This is a genomic window from Streptomyces cupreus (assembly GCF_014257025.1).
In the GTDB taxonomy this organism is placed as follows: domain Bacteria; phylum Actinomycetota; class Actinomycetes; order Streptomycetales; family Streptomycetaceae; genus Streptomyces; species Streptomyces cupreus.
This window is the reverse complement of record NZ_JACMSF010000018.1, coordinates 1-22,027: the sequence shown is the minus strand read 5'-3', so window position 1 is coordinate 22,027 and position 22,027 is coordinate 1. Positions and strand designations below refer to the sequence as shown.

At 69.7% G+C, this 22,027-nt stretch carries 26 protein-coding genes and 2 pseudogenes; 5 read left to right on the top strand and 23 right to left on the bottom strand.

The window, feature by feature from the left end; genetic code table 11:
* Window positions 1–328: 328 nt before the first annotated feature.
* Window positions 329–1,162 (bottom strand): HAD family hydrolase, encoded by an 834-nt coding sequence (locus H4N64_RS18345; protein ID WP_186283431.1) that lies wholly within the window; start codon window positions 1,160–1,162, stop codon window positions 329–331.
* Window positions 1,163–1,741: 579 nt separating this feature from the next.
* Here H4N64_RS18345 and ssd point away from each other — a divergent pair.
* Window positions 1,742–2,845, top strand: coding sequence for a septum site-determining protein Ssd (gene ssd / locus H4N64_RS18340; RefSeq protein WP_186283430.1), 1,104 nt, complete (start codon window positions 1,742–1,744; stop codon window positions 2,843–2,845).
* Window positions 2,842–3,477, top strand: a pseudogene (locus H4N64_RS18335) (ATPase, T2SS/T4P/T4SS family); the annotation flags it as partial. The gene ssd and the pseudogene H4N64_RS18335, both read left to right, overlap by 4 nt.
* 214 nt (window positions 3,478–3,691) lie before the next feature.
* Here H4N64_RS18335 and H4N64_RS18330 read toward each other — a convergent pair.
* Genes H4N64_RS18330 through H4N64_RS18320 form a run of 3 tightly spaced genes read right to left on the bottom strand, consistent with a single transcriptional unit; the run spans window position 3,692 to window position 4,517 of the window.
* Window positions 3,692–3,856 carry a hypothetical protein gene (locus tag H4N64_RS18330; protein WP_186283428.1) on the bottom strand — a complete coding sequence of 55 codons (165 nt, stop codon included), beginning with the start codon at window positions 3,854–3,856 and terminating at the stop codon, window positions 3,692–3,694.
* Entirely contained in the window at window positions 3,853–4,098 is a 246-nt protein-coding gene (locus H4N64_RS18325; protein WP_186283427.1) for a hypothetical protein, read from the bottom strand. Before H4N64_RS18325 ends, H4N64_RS18330 begins: the two co-directional genes overlap by 4 nt.
* A complete protein-coding gene (locus H4N64_RS18320) occupies window positions 4,095–4,517 on the bottom strand; it encodes a hypothetical protein (protein WP_260859786.1) in 423 nt (140 codons plus the stop codon). Before H4N64_RS18320 ends, H4N64_RS18325 begins: the two co-directional genes overlap by 4 nt.
* Before the next feature lie 59 nt (window positions 4,518–4,576).
* Here H4N64_RS18320 and H4N64_RS18315 point away from each other — a divergent pair, with 59 nt between their 5' ends.
* Window positions 4,577–5,332: a GntR family transcriptional regulator gene (locus H4N64_RS18315; RefSeq protein WP_186283426.1), complete on the top strand. Its 756-nt coding sequence runs from the start codon at window positions 4,577–4,579 to the stop codon at window positions 5,330–5,332.
* Window positions 5,333–5,409: 77 nt separating this feature from the next.
* On the opposite strand, the gene H4N64_RS18310 is transcribed toward H4N64_RS18315, so the two are convergent.
* The 19 genes and pseudogenes from H4N64_RS18310 to H4N64_RS18220 all read right to left on the bottom strand — a co-directional run bounded on the left by H4N64_RS18310 (window position 5,410) and on the right by H4N64_RS18220 (window position 19,689).
* The gene (locus tag H4N64_RS18310; protein ID WP_186283425.1) at window positions 5,410–5,670 is read right to left on the bottom strand and encodes a hypothetical protein; all 261 of its coding nucleotides are present in this window, start codon (window positions 5,668–5,670) and stop codon (window positions 5,410–5,412) included.
* Entirely contained in the window at window positions 5,670–5,855 is a 186-nt protein-coding gene (locus tag H4N64_RS18305) for a hypothetical protein (protein WP_186283424.1), read from the bottom strand. Before H4N64_RS18305 ends, H4N64_RS18310 begins: the two co-directional genes overlap by 1 nt.
* A complete protein-coding gene (locus tag H4N64_RS18300) occupies window positions 5,852–6,565 on the bottom strand; it encodes a peptidoglycan recognition protein family protein (protein ID WP_186283423.1) in 714 nt (237 codons plus the stop codon). The genes H4N64_RS18305 and H4N64_RS18300 overlap by 4 nt, the downstream gene beginning before the upstream one ends.
* 63 nt (window positions 6,566–6,628) lie before the next feature.
* Window positions 6,629–6,874: a hypothetical protein gene (locus H4N64_RS18295; protein WP_186283422.1), complete on the bottom strand. Its 246-nt coding sequence runs from the start codon at window positions 6,872–6,874 to the stop codon at window positions 6,629–6,631.
* Between the two features lie 20 nt (window positions 6,875–6,894).
* Entirely contained in the window at window positions 6,895–7,296 is a 402-nt protein-coding gene (locus tag H4N64_RS18290) for a hypothetical protein (RefSeq protein WP_186283421.1), read from the bottom strand.
* A gap of 11 nt (window positions 7,297–7,307) precedes the next feature.
* A complete protein-coding gene (locus tag H4N64_RS18285; protein ID WP_186283420.1) occupies window positions 7,308–11,132 on the bottom strand; it encodes a carbohydrate binding domain-containing protein in 3,825 nt (1,274 codons plus the stop codon).
* Window positions 11,133–11,143: 11 nt separating this feature from the next.
* On the bottom strand, window positions 11,144–14,074 hold the full coding sequence (locus H4N64_RS18280) for a phage tail tape measure protein (protein WP_186283419.1): 2,931 nt from the start codon (window positions 14,072–14,074) through the stop codon (window positions 11,144–11,146).
* A 176-nt stretch (window positions 14,075–14,250) separates the two neighbouring features.
* Window positions 14,251–14,661: a hypothetical protein gene (locus H4N64_RS18275; protein WP_186283418.1), complete on the bottom strand. Its 411-nt coding sequence runs from the start codon at window positions 14,659–14,661 to the stop codon at window positions 14,251–14,253.
* A gap of 10 nt (window positions 14,662–14,671) precedes the next feature.
* Complete coding sequence (locus H4N64_RS18270) at window positions 14,672–15,184, bottom strand: hypothetical protein (RefSeq protein ID WP_260859785.1); 513 nt, start codon at window positions 15,182–15,184, stop codon at window positions 14,672–14,674.
* The gene (locus H4N64_RS18265) at window positions 15,184–15,594 is read right to left on the bottom strand and encodes a phage tail tube protein (RefSeq protein WP_186283417.1); all 411 of its coding nucleotides are present in this window, start codon (window positions 15,592–15,594) and stop codon (window positions 15,184–15,186) included. Before H4N64_RS18265 ends, H4N64_RS18270 begins: the two co-directional genes overlap by 1 nt.
* Before the next feature lie 64 nt (window positions 15,595–15,658).
* A complete protein-coding gene (locus tag H4N64_RS18260) occupies window positions 15,659–16,396 on the bottom strand; it encodes a hypothetical protein (RefSeq protein WP_186283416.1) in 738 nt (245 codons plus the stop codon).
* Window position 16,397: 1 nt separating this feature from the next.
* Entirely contained in the window at window positions 16,398–16,604 is a 207-nt protein-coding gene (locus H4N64_RS18255) for a hypothetical protein (protein WP_186283415.1), read from the bottom strand.
* Complete coding sequence (locus tag H4N64_RS18250) at window positions 16,604–17,050, bottom strand: hypothetical protein (protein ID WP_186283414.1); 447 nt, start codon at window positions 17,048–17,050, stop codon at window positions 16,604–16,606. The genes H4N64_RS18255 and H4N64_RS18250 overlap by 1 nt, the downstream gene beginning before the upstream one ends.
* Window positions 17,051–17,060: 10 nt before the next feature.
* Window positions 17,061–17,654 (bottom strand): phage gp6-like head-tail connector protein, encoded by a 594-nt coding sequence (locus tag H4N64_RS18245; protein ID WP_186283413.1) that lies wholly within the window; start codon window positions 17,652–17,654, stop codon window positions 17,061–17,063.
* A gap of 1 nt (window position 17,655) precedes the next feature.
* Window positions 17,656–17,862, bottom strand: a complete 207-nt coding sequence (locus H4N64_RS18240; RefSeq protein WP_186283412.1) for a hypothetical protein — start codon at window positions 17,860–17,862, stop codon at window positions 17,656–17,658.
* A 9-nt stretch (window positions 17,863–17,871) separates the two neighbouring features.
* A complete protein-coding gene (locus tag H4N64_RS18235; protein ID WP_186283411.1) occupies window positions 17,872–18,258 on the bottom strand; it encodes a hypothetical protein in 387 nt (128 codons plus the stop codon).
* 78 nt (window positions 18,259–18,336) lie between these two features.
* Window positions 18,337–18,948, bottom strand: a complete 612-nt coding sequence (locus tag H4N64_RS18230) for a hypothetical protein (protein WP_186283410.1) — start codon at window positions 18,946–18,948, stop codon at window positions 18,337–18,339.
* Window positions 18,939–19,202, bottom strand: a pseudogene (locus H4N64_RS18225) (argininosuccinate synthase domain-containing protein); the annotation flags it as partial. The gene H4N64_RS18230 and the pseudogene H4N64_RS18225, both read right to left, overlap by 10 nt.
* Window positions 19,203–19,338: 136 nt before the next feature.
* Window positions 19,339–19,689, bottom strand: a complete 351-nt coding sequence (locus H4N64_RS18220; RefSeq protein WP_336246724.1) for a hypothetical protein — start codon at window positions 19,687–19,689, stop codon at window positions 19,339–19,341.
* 269 nt (window positions 19,690–19,958) lie between these two features.
* On the opposite strand from H4N64_RS18220, the gene H4N64_RS18215 reads away from it, so the two are divergent.
* Complete coding sequence (locus H4N64_RS18215; protein WP_186283409.1) at window positions 19,959–20,786, top strand: MHYT domain-containing protein; 828 nt, start codon at window positions 19,959–19,961, stop codon at window positions 20,784–20,786.
* Between the two features lie 60 nt (window positions 20,787–20,846).
* Window positions 20,847–22,027: metallophosphoesterase (locus H4N64_RS18210; RefSeq protein WP_186283408.1), on the top strand; the 1,181-nt coding region annotated here is incomplete at its 3' end.

Genomic DNA, 22,027 nt, shown 5'->3' with positions numbered 1-22,027 from the left:
CGCCGCTGGCATGTTCACCGGGTTACCAAGCGTCCTCGATATGTTGCCCATCAGGTCGGGGACTTTGCCCGTCACCTGGTGTGGCTGGCCCGTAATCGACGGGTCGACGTCGCGTGGGTGCCCGGTGTTCATGCTCGGTCCGTGGGGCCAATTGCGTTTTGAAGGTGATCCTCTCGGATGTCCTTGGTCTCGCGGGCCGTTGACTCCTTTCTACTCCGGCTCCGGAGCAAGCGGAAGGCCTGGCCGCGGTTCTTTACTTTTGGGTTCAAACAGGAGTTAAACGGGCGGCGACCTGTCGAACTGCTCCCAGGGGCGGCGTCGGCGCAGGTCAGACGATCGCGGTACGGCGCCGACTGGCGTACCAGACGAGGCCCGCGGTGGCCGCGGCCGCCCCTATGGCGGCCGCCGCGACGAGCACCGGACGGGCCGGGACGGAGAGCGCGGGCAGCCGCTGCTTGAGCCGCACCGGGCGGTGGAAGTCGAGAATCGGCCACCCGCGCGCGAGGGCCTCGCGGCGCAGCGCGCGGTCCGGGTTCACGGCGTGCGGGTGGCCGACTGACTGGAGCATCGGCACATCGGTCGCCGAGTCGCTGTAGGCGTAGCAGCGGGAGAGGTCGTACCCCTCGGAGGCGGCGAGCTCCTTGATGGCCTCGGCCTTCGTCGGGCCGTACGCGTAGTACTCCACCTCGCCGGTGAAGCAGCCGTCGTCGCCCACGACCATGCGGGTGGCCACCACGCGGTCGGCGCCGAGCAGTTCGCCGATGGGCTCCACCACCTCCGCGCCCGACGTGGACACGATCACGACATCGCGGCCGGCGGTGTGGTGCTCCTCGATGAGGGAGGCAGCCTCGTCGTAGATGATCGGGTCGATCAGGTCGTGCAGGGTCTCGGCGACGATCTCCTTGACCTGCTGGACGTTCCAGCCACGGCACAGCGCGGAGAGGTACTGGCGCATGCGCTCCATCTGGTCGTGGTCGGCGCCGCCCGCGAGGAACACGAACTGGGCATAGGCGGTCCGCAAGACGGCCCGGCGGTTGATCAGTCCGCCTTGGTAGAACGACTTGCTGAAGGTGAGCGTGCTCGACTTCGCAATGACCGTCTTGTCCAGGTCAAAGAAGGCCGCTGTGCGGGGCAAGGAGTGGTTTTCCACGACCCCGAGCATAGGCGCAGCCCATTCGGCGTAAGGTGGGGCGCGTGGGTTTGCCTGAGAGGGCTCTCGGGTACACCATGGAAGTCACGGATCGTTCGCGACCGTGCTAACCCGGTCCGACTCCTCCCCCCCCGAGTCGGCCGTGGGGACGACCCCCGCTCTCCCCCCCGGCGGGGGTCGTCGCATGTCCGAACGGTTTTTCTCTCTTTTCCAGTGGCCGGGAGGCCTGAGTGAGGCGGCTCTGGCCGCCTCACTCGTCATGCCCATGATCCGTCACTGTGAGTAGTTGCAACGCTGCTCTGCGGAAGTCGTACGGGATCAGTACAGGCATCACCGGTATGGGTGACGGCGTTATTCACAACCGCCGAGTTGTCCACAGTTATCGACCAAGATCCACACGATTTCCGGCATCGCCGCACCGTGATTCCAACGCGTCCCGCCGGAGCCGACTTCATGGCCGGTTCCGGTTAGTCGGGCGTGTTTGGCCGGTTCGTATCGGCCGCTCATATGGAGACCGGTCGCCGGTTCTTCACACGTTTGGGAATCGCGGGGCCGCAGGGGCTGCGCGAGAGATGCAGCGATGGGGGAGACATGGCCGCAGCCGCCACACAGGAACCGCCGCCCGCCGCCTCGGGACGGCCCGGCGCACCGCTGATCGTCACCGAGGACGCCGACCTGCTGGACGACCTGCTGCGCCTGTGCGCGGCAGCGGGCGCCACACCAGAGGTCCATCACGGCATCCCGGAGCCGCGCGGCAACTGGGAGGCCGCACCGCTGGTCCTGGTCGGCGATGACGCCGCACGCCGGGTGCGCGGCGCCGCCCGCAGACGCGGAGTGGTGCTGGTCGGCCGGGACCAGGACGACTCCGGGGTCTGGCGGCGGGCCGTCGAGATCGGCGCCGACCATGTCCTGATGCTCCCGGACGGGGAGCAGTGGCTGGTCGACCGCATCGCCGACGTGGCCGAGGGCGTGGGCCGACCCGCCCTCACCGTCGGCGTGATCGGCGGACGAGGCGGCGCGGGGGCGTCCACGCTCGCGTGCGCCCTCGCCGTCACCTCCGCGCGGGAGGGACTGCGCACCCTGCTCGTGGACGCCGATCCACTGGGCGGCGGACTCGACGTACTCCTCGGCGGCGAGACGGCCGAGGGGCTGCGCTGGCCTGCTTTCGCCGCCTCACGCGGGCGGGTCGGCGGCGGCGCCCTGGAGGAGTCGCTGCCTCGGCTGCACTCGCTGCGGGTGCTCAGCTGGGACCGCGGGGACTGCGTCGCCGTCCCACCACAGGCCGTACGGGCCGTGCTGGCCGCCGCCCGACGCCGGAGCGGCACGGTCGTCGTAGACCTGCCACGCCGGATCGACGACGGCGTCGCCGAGGTGCTCGCCCAGCTCGACCTCGGCATCCTCGTCGTCCCCGCCGAACTGCGCGCCGTCGCGGCCGCCGGGCGCGTGGCCTCCGCGGTCCGGATGGTGCTCGGGGATCTGCGCGTGGCGGTACGCGGGCCGTACGCGCCCGGCCTCGACGACCGCGAGGTGGCCCGGCTGCTCGGACTGCCGCTGGCCGGAGAGGTACCGGTCGAATCCGGACTGCGCCGCCCGCACGAGAGCAAGGCCCCGCCCGCCGCGGCCGGACGCGGTCCGCTGGCGCGCTTCTGCCGGGAGTTCTGGGAGCGGGCGCTGCTGGAGGCGGGGACCGCATGAGCACATACCTGGGACAGGAGCCGCTCGCCACCGGAACCGACATGACACCGGCCCTCCTCGACGGCGTGCGACGCAGGCTCGCGGAGAGCGGGGCCGAGCCGACCCCCGCGCGCGTGGCGCAGGCGCTGCGCGAACAGGGACGGGTGCTCGGGGACGCCGAAGTCCTCGGTGCCGCGGAGCAGTTGCGGTCCGAACTCGTCGGCAGCGGACCACTGGAACCGCTGCTCGCCGACCCGTCGGTGACCGATGTGCTGGTCTCGGCGCCGGACCGGATCTGGGTGGACCGCGGCGGCGGACTTGAGCTGACCGGCGTCCGCTTCCCCGACGCGGCGGCCGTACGACGGCTCGCGCAGCGGCTGGCCGCGGTGGCCGGGCGACGCCTCGACGACGCGCGGCCCTGGGCCGACGCCCGGCTGCCCGACGGTACCCGGCTGCACGCCGTGCTGCCCCCGGTGGCCGTCGGCTGCGCCTGCCTGTCCCTGCGGGTCGTACGGCCGCGTGCGTTCACGCTCGACGAACTCGTGGCGGCGGGCACGGTGCCGCCGGGCGGGGACCGGGTGCTGCGGGCGCTGGTCGAGGCGCGGCTGTCCTTCCTCATCAGCGGCGGCACCGGCAGCGGCAACCCGAATCTATGACTGTGACTCCCCTAAATGGATCTTGCTCGACGGGGCTTCGGAGATAGCGAAAACCCGCCTTTGACCTGGGGGTTTGTAGGCAGATTCTGCGATTTCCGTGATCGCCTTCGAATCGAAGGTGAGGGCATGGAGCGGCCCCGGTCGGCGACGGGGGATGCCGGCCGGGGCCGCGGGGGACGCCTGCCCCCATCGGGGCGGGGGCGGGCGAGGCTCAGTGGCGCAGGGATACCTGCGTGGTCTGGACGGGGACCGGCCTGCACGGCTTGGTGTGCTGGTACAGGGTGGCTCCGGCGGCGGACGGCGACATCTTGTCGACCTCGGTGTACTGCTCGCCGTCCTTGATGGACCTGTCGCAGCAGATGCAGATCTTGATCACGGGGTGCCTTCCTGACTGTCCTTCTTCGGGGGGCGTCGCCTCGGGGGCCGTGGCCGCTTCGGGCAGCGAGGTCCGCACTCGTACACCTCGATGTCGAGGACGTGGACCCCGCTGCTTCCCCGCGAGATTCCGGCGCTGCGCGCGCCGCCCATCAGCGACTTGTTGCACCAGCAGCACCGCCAGCCGGAGTGCTGCGCGTAGTTCAGCTGGTCGACTGGCGGCGGCTTGGGCTTCCACGTCATCGCCGCGCCCCTAACTGCGCCCACAGCCCGCACTCGTCGGCGGTGAGCCCGACGAGGTTGGCGAGGCCGTTGACGATCTGCCAGCCGGGGCCGTGGCTGTGGATGAGGGGTAGCGGGTCGGATCCTTGTGCGGTGATGCGGATGCGGGAGCCGGCAGTCGAGAGGGTCATCTCGATGACGGGGGCACCTGAGCCGAGGACGGCGACGTACAGCTCGTTCGCGATGAGCGGGGCGTCGGGGTGCCTCACGCGGCCGGCCGTCCACAGTCGGACGTGGCGTGCCTCGATGGGCTCGGCCTTGAACGCCTTTTGCCACGTATGACCCGACTCGGGCATGACTGTCCCCCGGATTGCGACGGTTTCCGGATACGGGTAGTGCTTATCCGTATCCAGATTGTCGCGGTGATTGGCGCCGGTCAAGCGGGACGGGAGAGTATGTGTATCCGGATTGAGTGATCGGTCGAAATGGGGGTGTCTCGGTGGCACAGCCTGAGTACCTGCGGATCGCCGCCGACCTGCGGCGCCGCATCTCCTCCGGCGAGTTCGAACCCGGCGGCAAGATCCCGACAATCCCCGAACTGTGCACCGAGTACGGCGTATCCGAGGCCCCAGTCCGCAACGCGCTGCGCCTGCTCGCCAGCGAGGGCCTCACCGAAAGCCGGGCCCGCGCAGGCACGCGCGTGCGCCCGCGGCCGCCGATCCACCGCATGGCCGCCGACCGGTACCGGTCCACGCAGGGCGCCAAGTCGACGCCGTACACGAAGGATCAGGGCATTGGCTGGTCGGAGTACCGGCTCGACAAGCGATTCGTACAGGTGGAGGCGGACGCCGAGATGGCCGCGCTGTTCGAGTGCGAGGTGGGCGAGGAACTCCTCGCTCGGCACTTCGTGTTCTACGACAACGACCAGCCGACCCAGATGTCCACGAGCTACGTGCGCTGGTCGGACGTCGCGGGTACGCCGGTCGCCGACCCGATCAACGAGCCGTGGCCGGGCGGCACTCGGGCGCAGATGGCAAGCCTCGGCATCCGCGTCACCACCATCACGGAGTCGTTCACCGCGGGCATGCCCACCGAATTGGAGGCGGCGACCCTGCGCATCGGCTCCGGGGTGCCCGTGCTGCGGTACACGCGGCGGCACATCGCCGACACCGGACGTGTGGTCGAGGTCGCCCATCCGATCGTGCGGCGCGGGGACACCACCATCGTCGACTTCCGCATCGAGCTGGACGACTGATCGGGGTGTCCGCCGTCGTGGACACCCCTGGACACACAAAAGCGGCCCCGCCCTCCCGAAGGAGAGCGGGGCCGCGGTCAACGGGCGAAGAGGGCGACGGCGCCCGTGGCGGCGCCGGCGACACCGGCGAGGACGCCGATGGTGGGCATGGGCCAGCGGGCCCGTTCGAGGGTGCGGATCCTGAGCTCGTGGTCCTGGACGTCCTGCCGGATGTCCTTCGCCTCGTCGAGGAAGTTGTCCACCTTCGATTCGATGCGGCCGACCGTCTGAGCCAGGTCCCTCACCTCCTGGTACATCTGGGCGTTGCTGATGTAGACGCCCGCGTCCGGGGTCGTCATCAGCCGTCCTTTCTGGCCTGCCTGTTGGGCACAGCCCAGGTGCAGCCGAGCGCGGCGAGCACGGCGATCAGCGCCGCCCATCCCTCGGCGGCCGATACGGCGTCGTCGGTGACGGCGACGGACAGCGAGCCCGCGCCCGCGGCGACGGCGGACACGGCCGCCTTGGCGTACTTCGAGATCCTCATGCTCGGGACTCCTTCTCCAGCGCGGTGACGCGCTTCTCCAGTGCGGTCAGCCGCTCCTCGACGGTGGGCGGCTTGGGTGCGGGCGGCTTCGGGGCGGTCGGCGACCAGCTGGCCGGGTGCTTGAGCCGCTCGGCGATCCGGTCGCGCAGCTTTTCCATGTCCACCCCGGCCGGATCCGGCTTGCCCGGCTGCCACTCCTTGTGGCCGATGACCGACTCGGCATGCCAGCCGTGGGCGCGGCAGAGCGCGGCAGATACCCGGACCATGGCTTCGACCTGGGCTGCGGGCCAGTCCTGGCCACCGCCCGTGTTGATCGCTTCGAAGCCGTAGAAGTGCCGGTTGCCGTCGGTGTTCGCCTCGTTGTCGACGGGCAGGTTCGCGTCCTCGCGGACGACCGCGTCGAGGACGTCGTCGTCGCCCAGGCCCGCGTGGTTGGCGCGGCCGTAGCCGACCAAGTGGACAACGCCGGAGCGGTCGATGACGCCGTGGCACAGCGGGCCGGGCAGCCCGGAGTAGCCGGTGCGGCACAGCTCGACCATGCCCTTCTCCGTCGAGTAGGGGCCGGTGTGATGCTGCATGATGCCGTTGACCGGCCCCCACGGGCCCTTGCTGTTGCGGTTGTGCGTGCGCCAGTTGCCGACCTCGACGACCTTCACGCCCTCGGCGCGGAGCTTGGCCAGGAACGTGGCTGCGGACAGGGGAGTAGCCATGGTGCTCCAGAAGTGAAGACGCCCCCGGGGCTCATGGCGCGGGGGCAGGCGGTGGGCGGTTGGCTATGCGGTGGGCGTCATCTGCTCCGCGTAGGTGGACGTGCGGGCCGCAGAGCGCAGTACGAAGTCCGGGGATGCGTTGAGCAGGTCCACCATCTGCTGGACGACGCCCTGGACGGCCGGGTCGTCGATGTTGTCGGTGGACACTGTGGCGGTGAAGGTAACCGGGTAGTCGGCGACCCGGGCCACACTGTCCACACTGATCTTCCACTGGGATTGGGACGGGCCTACGGGCTCGCCGAGGGGCACGATTACCTCCTGGTGGTGGGTCAGCCGGTCTGGAAACTCGACCCGAACTTGACGGTGTTCGCGCCGATGCTGGATGTCGGGTAGAGGGTGGTGAGCAGGCACTGACCGTTGGTCATGAGGCGAACCGATCCGGCCGTGACGCCCGCCACCTCGTAGATCTCGTAGGTCTCGGCACCGGGCCAGCAGTCGCTGGGCAGCGTGCAGCACAGGGTGTCGCCGATGTTGCCGGTGCTGGACGCGGTGATGGTGGCGCCGCTGTAGCTGAGAACGACGGCCCACTCGGTCGTGCCTCCGGACTTGCGACCGCTGAACGAGGTCAGGGAGAAGCCGGCCGCCGCGGTGGGGGTGCTCGTCAGGGGGACGGGCGTGTAGTCGTTCAGGCGCACGTCGGTGATGCGCATGCCGGGCTGCCACAGGGTCACGGCCGGCCTCCTTACAGGGCGACGATGGCGGGCTGGGCGAGGCTCACCGGGGCGGCCACGGCCTGGGGTTTGACGATGGCGTTCGCGGAGCGGGCGACGGTGAAGTGCTGAGGGTTGATCACGTCGAGGTTGTCGTAGCGGATCTCGACGGCGGCCGTGTTGGTGTTGCCGGTGACCCGGATCGAGCGGGTGCCGATCTGGTTGGCGGCGGTGATGTCGCCATCCGTGGTCTCGATGTGCCAGGCCGACGGCTCGGGCGCGGTCACGGGCCAGGCTTTCGCGCGCAGCGTGGTGCCCTGGAGCTGGAAGCGGGTGCGGATGAACGCGCCGGCGACGTGGGTGACGGGGACGGTGTAGGTGGAGCCGAGCTGGGTCTGGACCCCGGCGATCATCTTGCGGATGTTCACCAGGATCGTGTTGGCCGTGGTGAACGCGATCCGCAGCATGTACATGTTGTTGGCGTCCTGCATGCGGGCGGTGACCGCGCTGTAGAGGCTGTCCCCGGTGGCGAGCGCCGAGGTGGTCATGTCGCAGTAGATGTCGGGGTCCGGGTGGATGGCGGTGATCGCGGTCCGCCGGGACAGGTCGACGGTGGACAGCGTCTGTGAGCCGTACCCGGAGCCCACGTTGTAGTCGGTGGCGGGGCCGCCGCCGACGGTGTTCCACACCAGGCCCGCATCCGAGGTCCCCCACCCGCTCGCGGCCGTGCGCCCGAACGCGTCGTAGCACCAGCTGGCCTTGGGGCGGGTGATGCGGACGGCCCACACGTAGTAGATGTCCGTGGCGGCCGGGGTGCCCGCGTGGTGGGCCCGGACGACCGCCCGGGAGGCGGAGGCCGGCGCGGTGACGGTCTGCTCCAGGTACGTCCACGTCCCGGCCGGGACGACCGACCCTGACCCGAAGCTGGAGGAGAGGAACGTACCCGCGCTGTCGTGCCAGTTGACGGCGGACCGCAGGTCGGACCAGCCGCCGGGGCTGTAGACCCACATTCCCACCACGTACTGGCCGCCCGGGGTGATGCTGCCCACCGCGGTCTGCGCGCACAGGGCGCCGCCGACCGCGCTGGACCCGTTGGGGGTGATCAGCAGGGAGGCGCGGGCCTTGGGGTGGGGCATGACGACGGCCGTGGACCGGGCGATGGTGCAGGACTGCGCGGACCAGCTGGCCGCGTCGGTGTTGAAGAAGGGGTTCGCGTTGATGAGCGAGCCTGGGGCGGTGACGGTGACGTGCTCGCCGGAGATCTTCCAGTCGTAGGGGGTGTCCGCGACGCCGCCCCACCACACCGGGCCGGTCGTGGTGATGACCGGTGCGACGCTGTCTGTGCTGTTCAGGGCGGCGGCCAGGGTCAGATAGTCCCCGTCGACCCAGTTGAACTCCCGGGAGTCCCGGGCGGTGGTCGCCGAGCCCACCCAGGCCACGTTCCACGGCGAGGCCGGGGTGCAGTTGAACGACAGGTCCCAGTCGATGGGGTGGCCGATGACCTCCGTGTAGCCCTGCGCGATCAGGTCGATCGGCCCCGGCGGCTGGTGCGCCGGCGGATTGGCGATGGTGAGCCGGTCGCCGGAGTCCAGCTGCGTGACCGCGTCGATCAGGCCCGGATTCGCGGCCAGGTCGACGTTGACGACCGGGTAGCGGGCCTCGTCGACCGTGCCCAGATGCAGCCGCCACCCGGCGTGCGAGGCGGGCTGGTCGTCGGTGAAGAGGTTGAGGGTCACGCTGTCGTCGTAGGGGCCGACGCCGTTGGGCGGGGCCTGCACGGACAGCGGGCCGGTCTCCAGGACCGCCCGGGCGCTGCTGCCTCCCTCCCGCTGCACGGTGCGGTCGTTGCGGATGGCCTGGTCGTCGTCGACCGGCTCCAGCGGGTGGGCGAGGCCGGGCGCGTTGTAGTCGAGCTGCAACGCGGGCGGCTGGTTGTACAGCGTGCCCCGGTCGCGGTAGGCGAGGGCGAGGATGTCGCGCCGCTCGTACAGCAGGCCTCCGTCGACGTCGGCGGCCTGCTCGACGAGGTCGAGGAAGGTGTTGGGCCGCTGGGCGCCCATGAGTTCCTCGGTGGTGGTGTCGCCGTGGACCAGGATGGGCTTGGCCTCCTCGCTGGCCAGGCGGCGCAGGCGCACGCCCGCGGTCTCCCCGGCGAATCCGTCGTCTGCGGCGGCGAAGGCGGCGGTGTTGACGGTGGAGAACACGGCGACGTGCCCGAGCCGGAGGTTGCCGGGTACGCCCATGACGGTGACGCTGGACGGCCGTCCCTCGGTGGCGGTGTAGGTGACGCTCTGGGCGACGCCGCTGGTGCCGACGCCGAGCCAGGCCACGTGCATTTCGACGTCCGAGCCCTGCTGTCGGGCCCACAGCTGGAAGCGGTTCCAGCGGCCGGTGAAGTCGGGCGCGGTGATGTTGATGAACGCCAGTTCGTTGCCCTCGCCGTCCAGGGCGCGGACGTTGACGTTGTTGGTCTGCACACGGACCGAGTACTTCTTCGCGGTGCCGGTCGTGTTCACCTCGAACATCGTGTTCAGGCCGGACGGCATGCTGTCCAGGCGGTACACGCATTCCAGGTGCCAGGCGCCGTCCGGGATGGCCGGGATCGCGCCGCGTCCCTCGGCGTCGTCGCCCCAGGCGGGCACGGTGGTTGCGCCGCCGAGGGTGTCGTCGGAGGCGAACGTCAGTGCCCCGCTGACCTTCATCGGCTGCACCCCGGTGATGGGGCTGTAGGCCTGGGTGGCGCCCTGTGCCTCCTCCAGCGGCCAGTACGCCGCCGGGGAGTACGCCGGGATCCGGCGGCGCAAGGTGCTGTCGAACTGTTTCTGCCCCTGCCCGTACCGGCGCAGGACGCCCGCAGCCTCGATGGGCACGCGGACGTCCTTGCCGGAGACGTCCCAGCGCGAGGGCCAGCTGGACACCTCGCCGACGAACCGCGTCCGGCGGTTGGTGATCTGCGTGCCGCCGTTCAGCGTCCACGTCCGCCCCGCCGCATCGGCGAACGATGTGGTGCCGATCGCCTGGTCGGCGAACACCGGGTTGGCAACGACCGTGCCGTTGATCCCGTTGCGGATCTCGACGGACATGCAGCGGCCCGCGCTCGCTGTCATCGACACGTCGGTGGCGTTACCCACCCGCAGGGCGGTGCTGCTGTTGAAGATGGACGTGACCCCGGACTGCACGACCGCCGCCCCGAGCTGGGTCCACGGCCCCGCGACACCGCTCGGCGCGGTGTAGAAGGTGACCGTCCGGCCCGAGGCGCCGTTGTCGACGTCCAGGGTGGCGCGCACGGCGAGGCGTCCCGAGGGCGGCACGACCAGTTCGGTGGTCGAGGATGCGCTGAGCGTGTTGGTGCCGTCCGCGCTCCATTCGAGGTAGAGCTTGTTGGAGCGCACGCCGAGGAACCAGCTCTTCCCGCCGGCGGCGAGGGTGAGTTTGCCGACCAGCTCGGTGGTGCGCAGGACGTCGGCGGCGTCCAGCCAGTTGACCAGCTGCGCGTCCATGCGCACGTCGAGGTCGCCGGTGATGTCCAGCGGCGCGGCGTCGGGCGTGGAGGCGTAGTCGGTGGACGCGCCGGGCAGCCGCAGGAACTGGCTGCCCGCCAGCACGGACACCCGGATCGGGGTGTTGCGGCCGATGGCCCCGTAGTACGGCGACAGCGGGTTCCTGGGCGAGTACTTCCCGGCGCGGTTGTTGAGGACCATCGCGCACTTGCCGGGGTCGGTGCGCTGCCCTTCGTCGGGACGGCCGCGCTCGATGGTGATCTTCTCGGCGGTGTAGACGTCCGTGGTGATGTCCGTCCAGACCCCGCCGATCTGGAGTTCGATCTGCACGCTGAGCGGGGTCTGGGGGAACACCACGACGGGCCTCCTTAGCCGGTGAGGATCTGCACCTGGCCGCGGCCGTCGACGCGGACCAGCTTGCGGAACATCCGCTTGAACTCGCTGTCGGCGCCAGCGAAGTCGAACCGCACCCGCACGGTGCCGCCACCCGCCTGCGCACCCATCAGGGGCGCCATGCCGGGCGCGGTCAGGGGCTGTTGAGGGGCGGCCAGTTCGGGGCGGACCAGGGAGCGCATCGCGGCGTCAAGCTGCGGTGCGGTGCGCTGCATGCCCTGGACTACGCCGGGCGGGATGAACTGGCCGACCTCGCGCGCCATCAGGGCCGACGGGCTCTTGATGCCGAGCGCCTGCTTGATCGCCCGCTTCATCGACTCTGCGATCTTCAGCATCTGCTTCTCGATCGCCTTCTGTTCCTTCTTCAGCCCCTTGACGATGCCCTGGCCGGCATTGATACCGGCCCCGTACATCGCGTTCCCGGCCACATTCCCGGCGGTGCCTGCCGCGGCGACGAGCTGGGACTGGGTGGAGTTGATCTGCGCGATGGTGCCCTTGTCGGCGTTGGCGAGTGCGGCGGCCGCCGCGGATCCGCCCTCGACGCCGGCCTGCGCGATCTGTGCGATCAGGTCGCCGCGCACGCCCTTGTCCCTGAGCTTGGCCAGGTTCGCGGCGAACGACTTGGCCTGGGCGAGCTTGTCGCTCAGGTTGGTCAGGATCGAGTCGGCGGACACCTGGCCGGTGCCGGTGATCTGGGTGATGTTCGCCGCGTCCAGGACGCCCTTCTTGACGTCCGCGGCGAGCTTGTCGCGTGCCTTGATCAGGTCGGCGACCTTCTTGTTGGCCTTCTTCAGCCGGTCCGCCAGGGCATCCTCTTGGGCGGCCAGTTTCATCAGCCTGTTGGTGCCGGTGCCGATGACGTCCAGCGCTTTGGAGCGCTTCTTGCCGGGGGCGAGCGCGTCCCGCACGATGTCGGCGAGCTTGTAGGACGCCGCCTTGATCTGCTTCGACGATCCGGTCAGACCGTCGATCAGGCCGCGGGCGATCCATTGGCCTTGCGCCTTGGTCACCTTGGACGGGCTGGAGATCCCGAGGGCCTTGGCGATCGGGCCCGGGATGACGTCCTTGGCCCAGCCGATGATCTGGTTCTTGATCCAGGTTCCCATCGAGCTGATGCCGGACCACAGGCCTTGCACGACGGCGATGCCCTTGTCGACCAGCAGGTCACGCATGGACCCGATGGACTTGGAGATCCGGCCCGGCAGTCCTGACATCCACGTCGCCAGGGCCAGCGCCCGCTCGACGGCCGCGTCCTTCATGCGGCCGAAGTAGCCGGCGACCCATCCCGGGATCTTGCCCAGCCCCTGCACGGCCGTCTGGATCCCGGCGGAGGCGCCCTGGATCTTCTTCCACACCCAGTCCCAGGCCGCCAGGGTGTGCTTCTTGACCGCGTCCCACTTGGCGACGATCAGCACGACCAGGCCGACGATGACCGCGATGACCCAGCCGACCGGGCCCATGGCGATCAGCCACTGTGCGGCCATGACCGCAGCCCAGGCGACCGCCTTCGCCGCCATGATCGCGAAATGGGCGGCGGAGACGAGCGCGGCCCGGATCACGGCCAGGACCCAGGTGCCGATGGACACGAGCGCGGACCCCGTCCACGCGGCGGCGGTCGTCAGGGCGGAGGCCACGGCGCCGGCGGCGATGCGCAGGTAGGCCATGATGCCGATGCCCATCATCCGCAGCCAGTTGCCGATGACGGTCCACGTGGAGGCGTTGATGATGGCGTTGGCCCCGGCGACGACCGAGGCGATCGCCGTGTACGTCATGATCGCGCCCTTGACGATCAGGACCGTGGTGGCCAGGCCCATCAGCGTGTACGCGAGGGGCTCGAACACCGCCCGGTTGTCCAGGGCGAACTTGATGAACGTGCCGGTGATCTCGGCAAGGTGGCCCATCGCCTTGCGCTTGAAGGACTCCAGCGTGGCGGCGGCGCTGCTGCCCGCGGTCTCGACGAGCTTGTCGGTCGACCCGGCCGCCTTGTCCATGCCGGACGATGCGGCCGCGCCAGCCGGGTCGAGGGCGAACAGGGCATCGCCCATCACGGTGCCCGGGTCGCCGAACAGGGCGGTTGCCGCGTTCAGGCGGATCGTCTCGTCCTTGGTGCCGCGCAGCGCGTCCAGGGTCATCTGGAGCGCCTCCTGGCCGGACTTGCCGCCCGCCTGGAGCTTGGCCTTCATCTCGTCGGCGTTCAGCCCGATCGACTGAAACGCGGTCTGCACGCCCGTGCTGCTGGCCAGGGCCAGCTCGCCGAACTGGCCGATGGCGTCCGCGACTTGATCGCTGTCGCGGGCACCGGCGTCGATGGCCTGGTCGATCAGGCCGATCGCCGTCTCACCGTCCAGGCCCACCCGCTTGAACTGCACCGAGTACTCGTTCAGCGTGTCCAGGAAGTCGTCGGCCTTGTTCGCCGACGTGCGGAATCCCGCACTGATCAGGTCGAACGCTTCCTCCGCGTCGGACGCAAGTCCGGTACGCATCAGCTGGCCGACGGCCGCCGTGGTCGGGCCGACCTCCTGGTCGAACGTCTCGGCCAGGGCGAGGGCCTTGGTGGTGACGCCCTCCAGGCCGCCCTCGGCCTGGGAGACGTCGCCGATGTTGTTGTAGACGCCGCGGATGGCGTCGTTGACGGTCTGCACCGAGTCGCCCCAGGCGTTGGCGTAGACGCTCGCCGATACCTTGGACAGCTCGGCGGCCTCTGCCGGGCCGACCCCGAGCTGAGCGGCCAGCTTGGCGTTGGCCGCCTCCATGTCGAGGTTGGCCGCGATCCCGACGCCGAGGGCGGCCGCAACGCCGGCGCCGATGCCGGCGGCCGCGGTGTCGAAGCGCTCGCGCGCGGACGACAGGCCCTGTTCGGTCTGGTCCCGGGCGACGAGGTTGAACACCAGCGACGTGTCGCTCATGACGCCCCCTTCACGAAGGGGGCGTCATCTGCCCCTGTCCAGTTGTTCGTTCGCCTTGCGCTGCGCTTCCTCGTAGGCGTCGAGCCAGTCGAGCAGCAGGTCGGTTTCCTCGACCGTGCACGCGTCCCAGTCGCGCGGCCGCATGCCGAGCAGGTGGGCGGCGTCGCCCAGGCGGCTCAGTCGGCGACGGGCAGCTGGGCTTTTCCCTCGTCCTCGGGGTCCTCGTAGGCCTCGGCGATCTCAGCGTCGAGCTTTTCCAGGACGGCCGCACGCTCGTCACCCGAGGCGGACTCGGCGACGGTGGCCCGCAGTTCGATCAGCTCGGCCTTGCTGTATTCCAGCTTCAGCTCGTCCCACGCGAAGTCGACGTCATCCCACTTGACGCTGGGGTGCTCGCGCTTGAGGAACGTGTAGAGCAGCGCCCGCCGGCACAGCGACGAACCCTGGACGACGTCCTTGGTGAACTCCGACCAGTTGCGGTCGGTGCGCCGCTCGATCCACTCCCGCTCCGCCGACATGATCTTCCGGGGGTTGTACTTCCACCGCTTGGGCTCTTCGCTGCCCTCGGGGCTGTAGACCAGGAACACAGGGTCTCCTCTACTCGGCGCGCGACGCGATGCGCCGGGCCATGTCTTCCATCGCTTGCTCGACCGCGGCCTTGTACAAGCCCTCGCGACCTTGGAATGCGCGGTCGAACCAGTCGACCTTGCCGTGCTGCTGCACCCAGACCTCGCGGTTGCCGTAGACCGGGTGGCGCCAGCCGCCCGCACGGTTGAGCCGCTTCGGGGCGTTGGGGAAGCCGCGGACGTTCTTCGTCTTGAACGCCTTCACTCGGGCGCCGGACCAGCGGCCGCCGAGCTTCACCTCGGGCCGGATCTTCTTGGCGACGGCCGACCGCAGGGCTGGTGCGGTCGACATGAGGCCCGAGGACGGCATGGCCATGATGCTGCTTTTGGCCTCGGCCGCCCCGGGCTTGAGGGCCTCGCGCATGTTCTTGGCGAGCTCCTTGCGGAGCTCCTTGCCGTCCTCCTCGGCGCGGATCGCCCGCGTGAGGGCGTGCAGGCCCTCGTGCGTCTCCACGCCGAGGGCGAACGGCGGGCCGCTGGCCATCAGGCCGTCGCCCGGGTCACGGCCCCCGACGTTGGGAAGCTCTGCGACACGGTGGCCTCGTCGCCGACCGACCCGGAGATCGGGCTCCACCCCTTGATCAAGATCGAGCCGGTGTACTTCGGGTTGTTGGTGCTGACTGCGGCCTGGTCGGCGCGCACCTCGAACGTGACGACCGTGCCGAGCAGCGGCCACATCGTGGCGTCGAGCTGCGACGCGGCGAAGTCCTGGAGGAACTCGCAGGACAGTTCAGCGGACTTGAGGCCGCCGAGGACTTCCTTCCACCCGTTCGAGGCGTAGTTGGTGACGTCCTTGTCCTCGACCTCGGCGGTGAGTTCCGCCTTCTTGGTGTAGGTGTTCAGGACGGTTCCGTTGATGGACAGGTATTCGGCGAGCAGGACCATTTTGGGCATGACGGGCCCCCCTTTCAGGGCATGATGACGGGCCCGACATGGCCGGGCTGCGGGGTGGGTGCGGCTACTGGATGCCGAGCGAGGCGACGAACAGGAAGCTGGGCGTGGTGCCGGAGATCGTCCAGGCGACGCGCCACCACGGGTCTGTGATCGCGGTCCCGTCGGTGCGCAGGATCTGCCCGCCGGCGGCCGCCGCGGCGTTGAAGGTAAGCCGCGTGGTCGGCGCGGCGAAGGTGTTGTCGACGCTGGACTCCACTCGGGCGGTCAGGCTCGGTGTCGTGCCCGAGGCGGACAGCACGTGCAGGGCCGCGTACAGCCGCTTGCCTGCGGCGACCGCGCCGAGGTTGAGGCCCGTACCGGTGCCGCTGGCGGTCCGGGCGGTGCCGGGCGGGTGGGCGAACTGCCCGCGGACCAGCGGCCAGCTGCTCTTTGCACTGCCGGTCCAGGGGGCGATCTCGCCGACCGCGTCGCCGAGCTTGTAGGCGGACCGCAGCGCGGACGTGAAGTACGCCAGGTCACCGACGGCCGCGCCGTTGTTGGCGCTGATCGACCACGGGCCGACCCCGCCGAGCTGGGACCAGGACGCATCGTCCACCTTGGTGGGGTCGCCTGCCTCCCACTGCCCCTCGGCGGAGATCTCCGCCGACCCGAGGCCGCCGAGGACCTCCTTCCAGCCGTTGGAGCCGTAGTTCGTCGAGTCCTTGTCCTCGACCTCGGCCGCCAGCTCGACCTTGTTCGATTGACTGGTGAGGTCGACGGCGACGGCGAAGGTGCGGACGTTGGTCAGGATGGTCTTGGACACGTCATCCTTCCCCTTCGTTCTCGGTCGCCTTACGGCGGCGGGCGCGCGGCTCGGGCGGGGCGTCCTCGGCGACTTCCTCAGCAACGGCGGAGGCGACCAGGTGCGCGGCCTCGACGGTGGGCAGTTCTACGTTTTCGCCCTTGGCCGGCCACGGCTCACCGTTGCGGGTGGCGCCCTCGGGCATGTCGACCGTCATACGGATCTTCATCAGCTTCCCTCTCCGATGACCTTGATCATCAGCTCGGCGCCGACGTAGGTCGCGCCGGCGTGCTCGTACCAGCGGTAGCCCTGCACACGCATCACATGCAGGTCGTGGGCCAGCCCGCCGAGCGCGTACTGGCCGGGCCCCCCGCGCGCTGCTTCGATCGCCTTCTTGAGGGAGGCCGTGCCGGAGCCGGACAGCATCGCGTCGAGGATCTGCTGAGCCGACCGATCATCGGCCCGTCCGACCAGGACACGGCTGGTGAACGTGAGCTCATCCAGGCCGCGCGCCATGACCTTGTCGAACTCCTGCTCGTACTCGGCTACGAAGAAGTGCGGCGCGGTCACCGCGTCGGGGACGAAGCCGGAGCACGTCAACTTGGGCAGCCCGGCCGGAAGGACGACCGCGCGGGCTGCCGCGGCCAGCGCCTCGCGCACGGCGGAGACTTGCATGAGGCGCTCCTCAGAACCCGGGGATGATGTACGGCTCGATCAGGTTCCACACGTCCGGGTCCCGGCGGCTGAGGTTGCGCACGCCCCACTCGGCCGAGCCGATGATGCCCTCGGGGGAGTCCTTGCGCTTGTACAGCCGGGAGGCCAGGATCAGGGCCGCCTCGTGGATGTCGTCCGGCACGGCCGGCCACCCGAAGCGGGCCGTCACCCGCAGCCGCGACGTGGACAGTCCCCATGTACCGAGCACCCGCCGCAGGCCGGTGATGGGCCGGGCGTCGGCGAGCGCGTTGTCGGGGCTGGTCTCGTACCCGGTGACCGCCGACCAGGACGATCCGGAGCCGGTCTCGACGACCAGGCCCGTGGTGCTGCCGATGTCGTCGACGAGGAACAGCTCCCCATCGTCGTCTCGGACGATCCGGCCGCGGGGCGTGAACGTCCGCTGCACCGGGGCGGGGTCGAGCCAGAAGCGGCGGCCGGTGGTCGTGTCGATGCTGCGCGAGGCAGACGCCCGGGCCCGGTTCAGGTCCGTGTCCCGGCTGGTGTCGGTCGGCTCGACGCCGAACTGGCTCTTCAGCTCGGCCAGGGTGACGTACTCGTTGGCCACGTCATGCCTGCTCGGTGGTGCGCGCCCGGCGCCCCTTTGGCGGCGTCGAACGAGACGTCGGCTCGGTGGGCTTGTCGTCGGCTGGCGGCTTCACGCCACGCAGGCGCAGCTGCTCGTCGACCTGGGCGACTCGGTCGTCCATGCCCCGGCCGACGTAGCCCTCACGCTCTCGCAGCAGTGCGGCGACCATCGGGTCATCGCTTGCCATGGTCACTCCTTAGAAGGCGTACAGGTCAGCGGTGTTGGTGACGTTGGTGTTCGCCGAGTACGTGATCCGCAGGTACCGCCACGGGTGGCCGGGGCGCAGGATCTTGTAGGCGGTCGTCGCTGTCGTGATCGCGAAGGTGGCCACGCTGACCGTCTCCGGTGTCGCCGAGTCGGCGTAGGCGACGGCGAACCAGTTGGTGCCATCTGCCGAACCCTCGATCGCGTAGGTGCATGTCGGGGTCGCACCCACCGTGGTCGTGACCTTCAGCAGGGCGGGGCGCTCCGTCACCGCACCGCGGTCAACGATGTTCGTCGAAGCGCCGTTGCCGGTCTGCGCGTTCGACAGCTGTGCCTGGTTCGGCAGGTTCCCGCCAGCCAGGGCCTGGATCGTCGGCATCCTGTGGACCTCCCGTCCGTCGTGCCGAGGTGGACCGCGAGGGCCCGCCGGAGTCGAGGCGGGCCCTCGCGGCGCGGATCAGACGCCGGTGAACGTCGGCGTGATCAGACCGGTGCCCGCGATCTTCCGGGCGTGCGGCTGGCGCTGGAAGGTGAAGGCGTAGTAGCCGTAGACGACCAGCAGGACGCCGAGGTTGGCGGCCTTGGGCTGCTCGGCGCGGATGTAGACGGGGGCGTCGGGGTCTTCCCAGAGGTGGCATTCCTGCCGGTCCACCAGGTAGATCTCGTCCTCGTTCGTGCCCGCACCGAGGTTGGTGGCGATGTTGTTGTCGACGATCACCGGGGTGCCGTTGGGCAGGATGCCGCGCACGCCGCGCCCGTAGGCCTCGGCGTAGTTCGCACCCAGCGTCTGGGCGACCACGCCGGGCTGGGTGATGAGCGGGTACGAGTTGCCCATGGCGTTCTGCATCCAGTACCAGCGCCGGGAGTGCATGACCGCGAGGTTGTCGCCGGACGCCTGGTCGAGCAGCGCGCCCTCCACCCCGGACAGACCCTCGATGACCTTCGGGTACAGCTCGGCCGTGGTCGGGGTGGCGTCGGTGTACGCCACCGCCGTGGCCACGTTCGTCAGGCCCACCGTGGCCACGTTCAGCATGGTGGTGTCCAGGCGGCTGCCATAGGCGCGGAACATAGTGCGGCAAGCCCCTCCTCGACCAGCGCCGCGCGGCAGTCGACCAGGCGCGCGATCTCGGCGCCGTAGGTCTTCGCGCGACCGGGCACCGACGCGATGTCGGGCTCGTCGTACTGGCCGATGTCGGCGGTGTACGTGCAGGGCACGGCACCCTTGTCGCGCATCCAGGCGACCGCTACCGAGGTGTCGAGGCCCCCGGAGAAGGCGATCCCGACGCGCGAGCCGACGGGGAGGGAGGTAAGCACTTTGGACATAGCAGAAGTATGCACGAGGACGCATGAACATGCAATGCCGACGTCCGGAGTCGCCGAGGGAGGCACAGGAGGGTGCCGCCCGGCCTCCCACCGGGACCCGTCGACGGCCGACGATGCGGCCCGCGCGCTCCGTCGATCAGGCCCGATTGAGTCGGGCGGCAATTCCATGGCCGAGGGCCAGATAAACGACCGCCGGAAGGCCGTAATTAAGGACTACTCGCAACCCTTCTGTGTCCATTGTGAAAATGTCCTGTGCCCATCCGGACAGCCAGTCCGCCGAGCCGTGGACGAACTCGACGAATGCGTTCCCCTGGTTCGCGTCGAGCAGGTAGAGCAAGATCCACAGGCCGAGCAGCCCTGCGGCGATGTCACCGATCGTGCTGATGGTCAGGGCCGTCCTGCGCATCGCGGCCTTGTTGCGCGCGGTGCGGTCCTGGCGGGTGGGCTGGTCGTACTGCTGGTATCCGGAAACCGGGTCGGTGTTCACGAGAAATCCGATCTGAGGGGTTGTTTTTGTCAGCGGAACGATCCGCTTCTGCCTGTTTCTGCGTCCGGTAAACGCAATTGCGTTACACCGCTGTCGGCAACCCCAAAATATGGCGGACTATTCGGGCACGTGGCCAAATGTTCGTGCACCGAGGCACATGTGGGTACGGGACATGCCGATTCCGACCACCCGTGAAGGCTTGCTTCACAGGGCTCTCACCCCGTAAACCTTGCACCACAACCAGCCATGGCTCTGGGGGGAGTTGGCTCATGGAAGGCACCGTTGACGGGTTCCGCTACGGCGCGGTGACCCCGGTGGCGGCCTATTTGATGGCCTGCCTGGGAGGGGCCCTGGGACTGCGCTGCATCGTCCGGTCCCTGATCAACGCACAGTCCTGGAAACCCGGCTGGCTGGCGCTGGGTGCCACGTCGATCGGCTGCGGCATCTGGACCATGCACTTCATCGCGATGATCGGCTTCCAGGTCGAGGAGACCCGGATCCGCTACGACACGGCACTCACCGTGCTGAGCCTGATCGTGGCGATCCTGGTGGTCGGCATCGGGGTGTTCATCGTGGGCTACCGCGGAGCCGGGGCGGCCTCGCTGACTCTCGCGGGAGTCATCACCGGGCTCGGGGTGGCCGCCATGCACTACCTCGGCATGGCGGCGATGCGGCTGACCGCCGAGGTCCACTACGACGGCTTCACCGTGGGCCTCTCCATACTCATCGCGGTCGCGGCCGCGACCGCGGCACTGTGGGCGGCGGTGTCGGTGCAGGGCTTCCTGATGAGCCTCGGGGCGAGCCTGGTGATGGGGGTGGCCGTGTCGGGGATGCACTACACCGCGATGGCGGCCGTCAACGTCCACCTGCACAGTTCCGCCGGGGACACGTGGTCGGGCGACTCGCCCACCTCGCTGTTGCTGCCGATGCTGCTGGGGCCGATCGTGTTCCTGCTGCTGGCAGGGGTGGTGGTGATGTTCGACCCGCTGCTGGTGCTGGGGGACGGTGAGTGGAACCGTCCGGTCAAGCAGGTACCGAAGTCGCCGGACTCGTTGAACGCCCGAGGCAACAGCGGCTCGCGCACCGGCAGTTGGTGAGGGCCGCTCCTCCCGGGAGTCCGCCGCAAACCGCCCGTAGATCATTGTTACGGTTCACCGGTGTCTGACTCTTCACGCAATACCGCCGAAGGCGCCGGCTGGGGAACCGCGGAACGCGGCGAATACCAACGGCTCATGCCCACCGAGGTCGAGAAGATCTCCTGGCTGGACCCGAGGATGCTGTGGGCGGCCCGCAATGGCGTGCTGGCCTCCTGGTTCGGGGACCCGACGGGCCGGACCCGCAGCCGCTGGGTGGCCCAGCGGGCCGCGGCCGGCGCACCGACCGACAAGGTGATCGAGAGAGCGGACCCGGACCGGTTCTCGTTCCTGGTCATCGGGGACACCGGTGAGGGCGACGACCCTCAATACGCCGTAGTACCAGGCCTTTTGAAGGCGGGCCAGGACACAAGCTTCGCGGTGCTGGCCAGTGACGTGATCTACCCGGTGGGCAGCGCGGACGACTACGGTTCGAAGTTCTTCCGCCCGTACCAGGACTACCGGGCGCCGATCTACGCGATACCCGGCAACCACGACTGGTACGAGGACCTGGGCGCCTTCATGCGCGTCTTCTGCGGCGACGCCCCGCCGCTCGCGCCCGAGCCGAAGCCACGCGCGCTGACCCGCCCCTGGCTGCGCTCGCTGCTGTGGCACCGCCCGCGCCCCACGGACGGCCAACACCTCGACGAGGCACGCAAGTTGCGCTCGGCCCCGGCCCAACAGGCAGTCCAGCCGGGCCCGTACTGGGCAGTCGACGCCGGACCGATACGGATCATAGGCATCGACACCGGGCTGCTGGGCACCCTCGACGCCGAACAGGGCGCCTGGCTGCGCGAGGTCTCCCGCGACCCACGCCCGAAGATCCTGATCACGGGTTCGCCGCTGTACGTGGACGGCGAGTACCACCCCTGCCAGATCGAGGGCGGCGGCACAGTGGACGACATCGTCCGCGACCCGGCGCACCGCTATGTGGCGGCGATAGGCGGCGACATCCACAACTACCAGCGCTATCCGGTGCAGGTGGAGGGGCGAACGATCCAGTACGTGGTCTCGGGCGGCGGAGGCGCCTTCATGCACGCCACGCACACCATCCCCCGGGTCGACGTGGCGAACGTGACCGAGCAGGACTTCCGCTGCTACCCCCTGCGCGGCGACTCCCTGGCCTTCTACAGCAAGCTCTACGGCCGTCGCCTGCGCCTGCGCCGCTTCTTCACGCTGACCGAGGCGGAGGCGGCGGCGGTGGT

What these genes read in the sequence shown, in the direction of transcription:
- H4N64_RS18255 (WP_186283415.1), bottom strand. Translation starts at nt 16,604, where the DNA reads ATGAAGATCCGTATGACGGTCGACATGCCCGAGGGCGCCACCCGCAAC.
- H4N64_RS18325 (WP_186283427.1), bottom strand. Translation starts at nt 4,098, where the DNA reads ATGACGTGGAAGCCCAAGCCGCCGCCAGTCGACCAGCTGAACTACGCG.
- H4N64_RS18280 (WP_186283419.1), bottom strand. Translation starts at nt 14,074, where the DNA reads ATGAGCGACACGTCGCTGGTGTTCAACCTCGTCGCCCGGGACCAGACC.
- H4N64_RS18305 (WP_186283424.1), bottom strand. Translation starts at nt 5,855, where the DNA reads ATGAGGATCTCGAAGTACGCCAAGGCGGCCGTGTCCGCCGTCGCCGCG.
- H4N64_RS18270 (WP_260859785.1), bottom strand. Translation starts at nt 15,184, where the DNA reads ATGGCCAGCGGCCCGCCGTTCGCCCTCGGCGTGGAGACGCACGAGGGC.
- H4N64_RS18300 (WP_186283423.1), bottom strand. Translation starts at nt 6,565, where the DNA reads ATGGCTACTCCCCTGTCCGCAGCCACGTTCCTGGCCAAGCTCCGCGCC.
- H4N64_RS18310 (WP_186283425.1), bottom strand. Translation starts at nt 5,670, where the DNA reads ATGACGACCCCGGACGCGGGCGTCTACATCAGCAACGCCCAGATGTAC.
- H4N64_RS18265 (WP_186283417.1), bottom strand. Translation starts at nt 15,594, where the DNA reads ATGCCCAAAATGGTCCTGCTCGCCGAATACCTGTCCATCAACGGAACC.
- H4N64_RS18240 (WP_186283412.1), bottom strand. Translation starts at nt 17,862, where the DNA reads ATGGCAAGCGATGACCCGATGGTCGCCGCACTGCTGCGAGAGCGTGAG.
- H4N64_RS18230 (WP_186283410.1), bottom strand. Translation starts at nt 18,948, where the DNA reads ATGTTCCGCGCCTATGGCAGCCGCCTGGACACCACCATGCTGAACGTG.
- H4N64_RS18235 (WP_186283411.1), bottom strand. Translation starts at nt 18,258, where the DNA reads ATGCCGACGATCCAGGCCCTGGCTGGCGGGAACCTGCCGAACCAGGCA.
- ssd (WP_186283430.1), top strand. Translation starts at nt 1,742, where the DNA reads ATGGCCGCAGCCGCCACACAGGAACCGCCGCCCGCCGCCTCGGGACGG.
- H4N64_RS18215 (WP_186283409.1), top strand. Translation starts at nt 19,959, where the DNA reads ATGGAAGGCACCGTTGACGGGTTCCGCTACGGCGCGGTGACCCCGGTG.
- H4N64_RS18250 (WP_186283414.1), bottom strand. Translation starts at nt 17,050, where the DNA reads ATGCAAGTCTCCGCCGTGCGCGAGGCGCTGGCCGCGGCAGCCCGCGCG.
- H4N64_RS18345 (WP_186283431.1), bottom strand. Translation starts at nt 1,162, where the DNA reads ATGCTCGGGGTCGTGGAAAACCACTCCTTGCCCCGCACAGCGGCCTTC.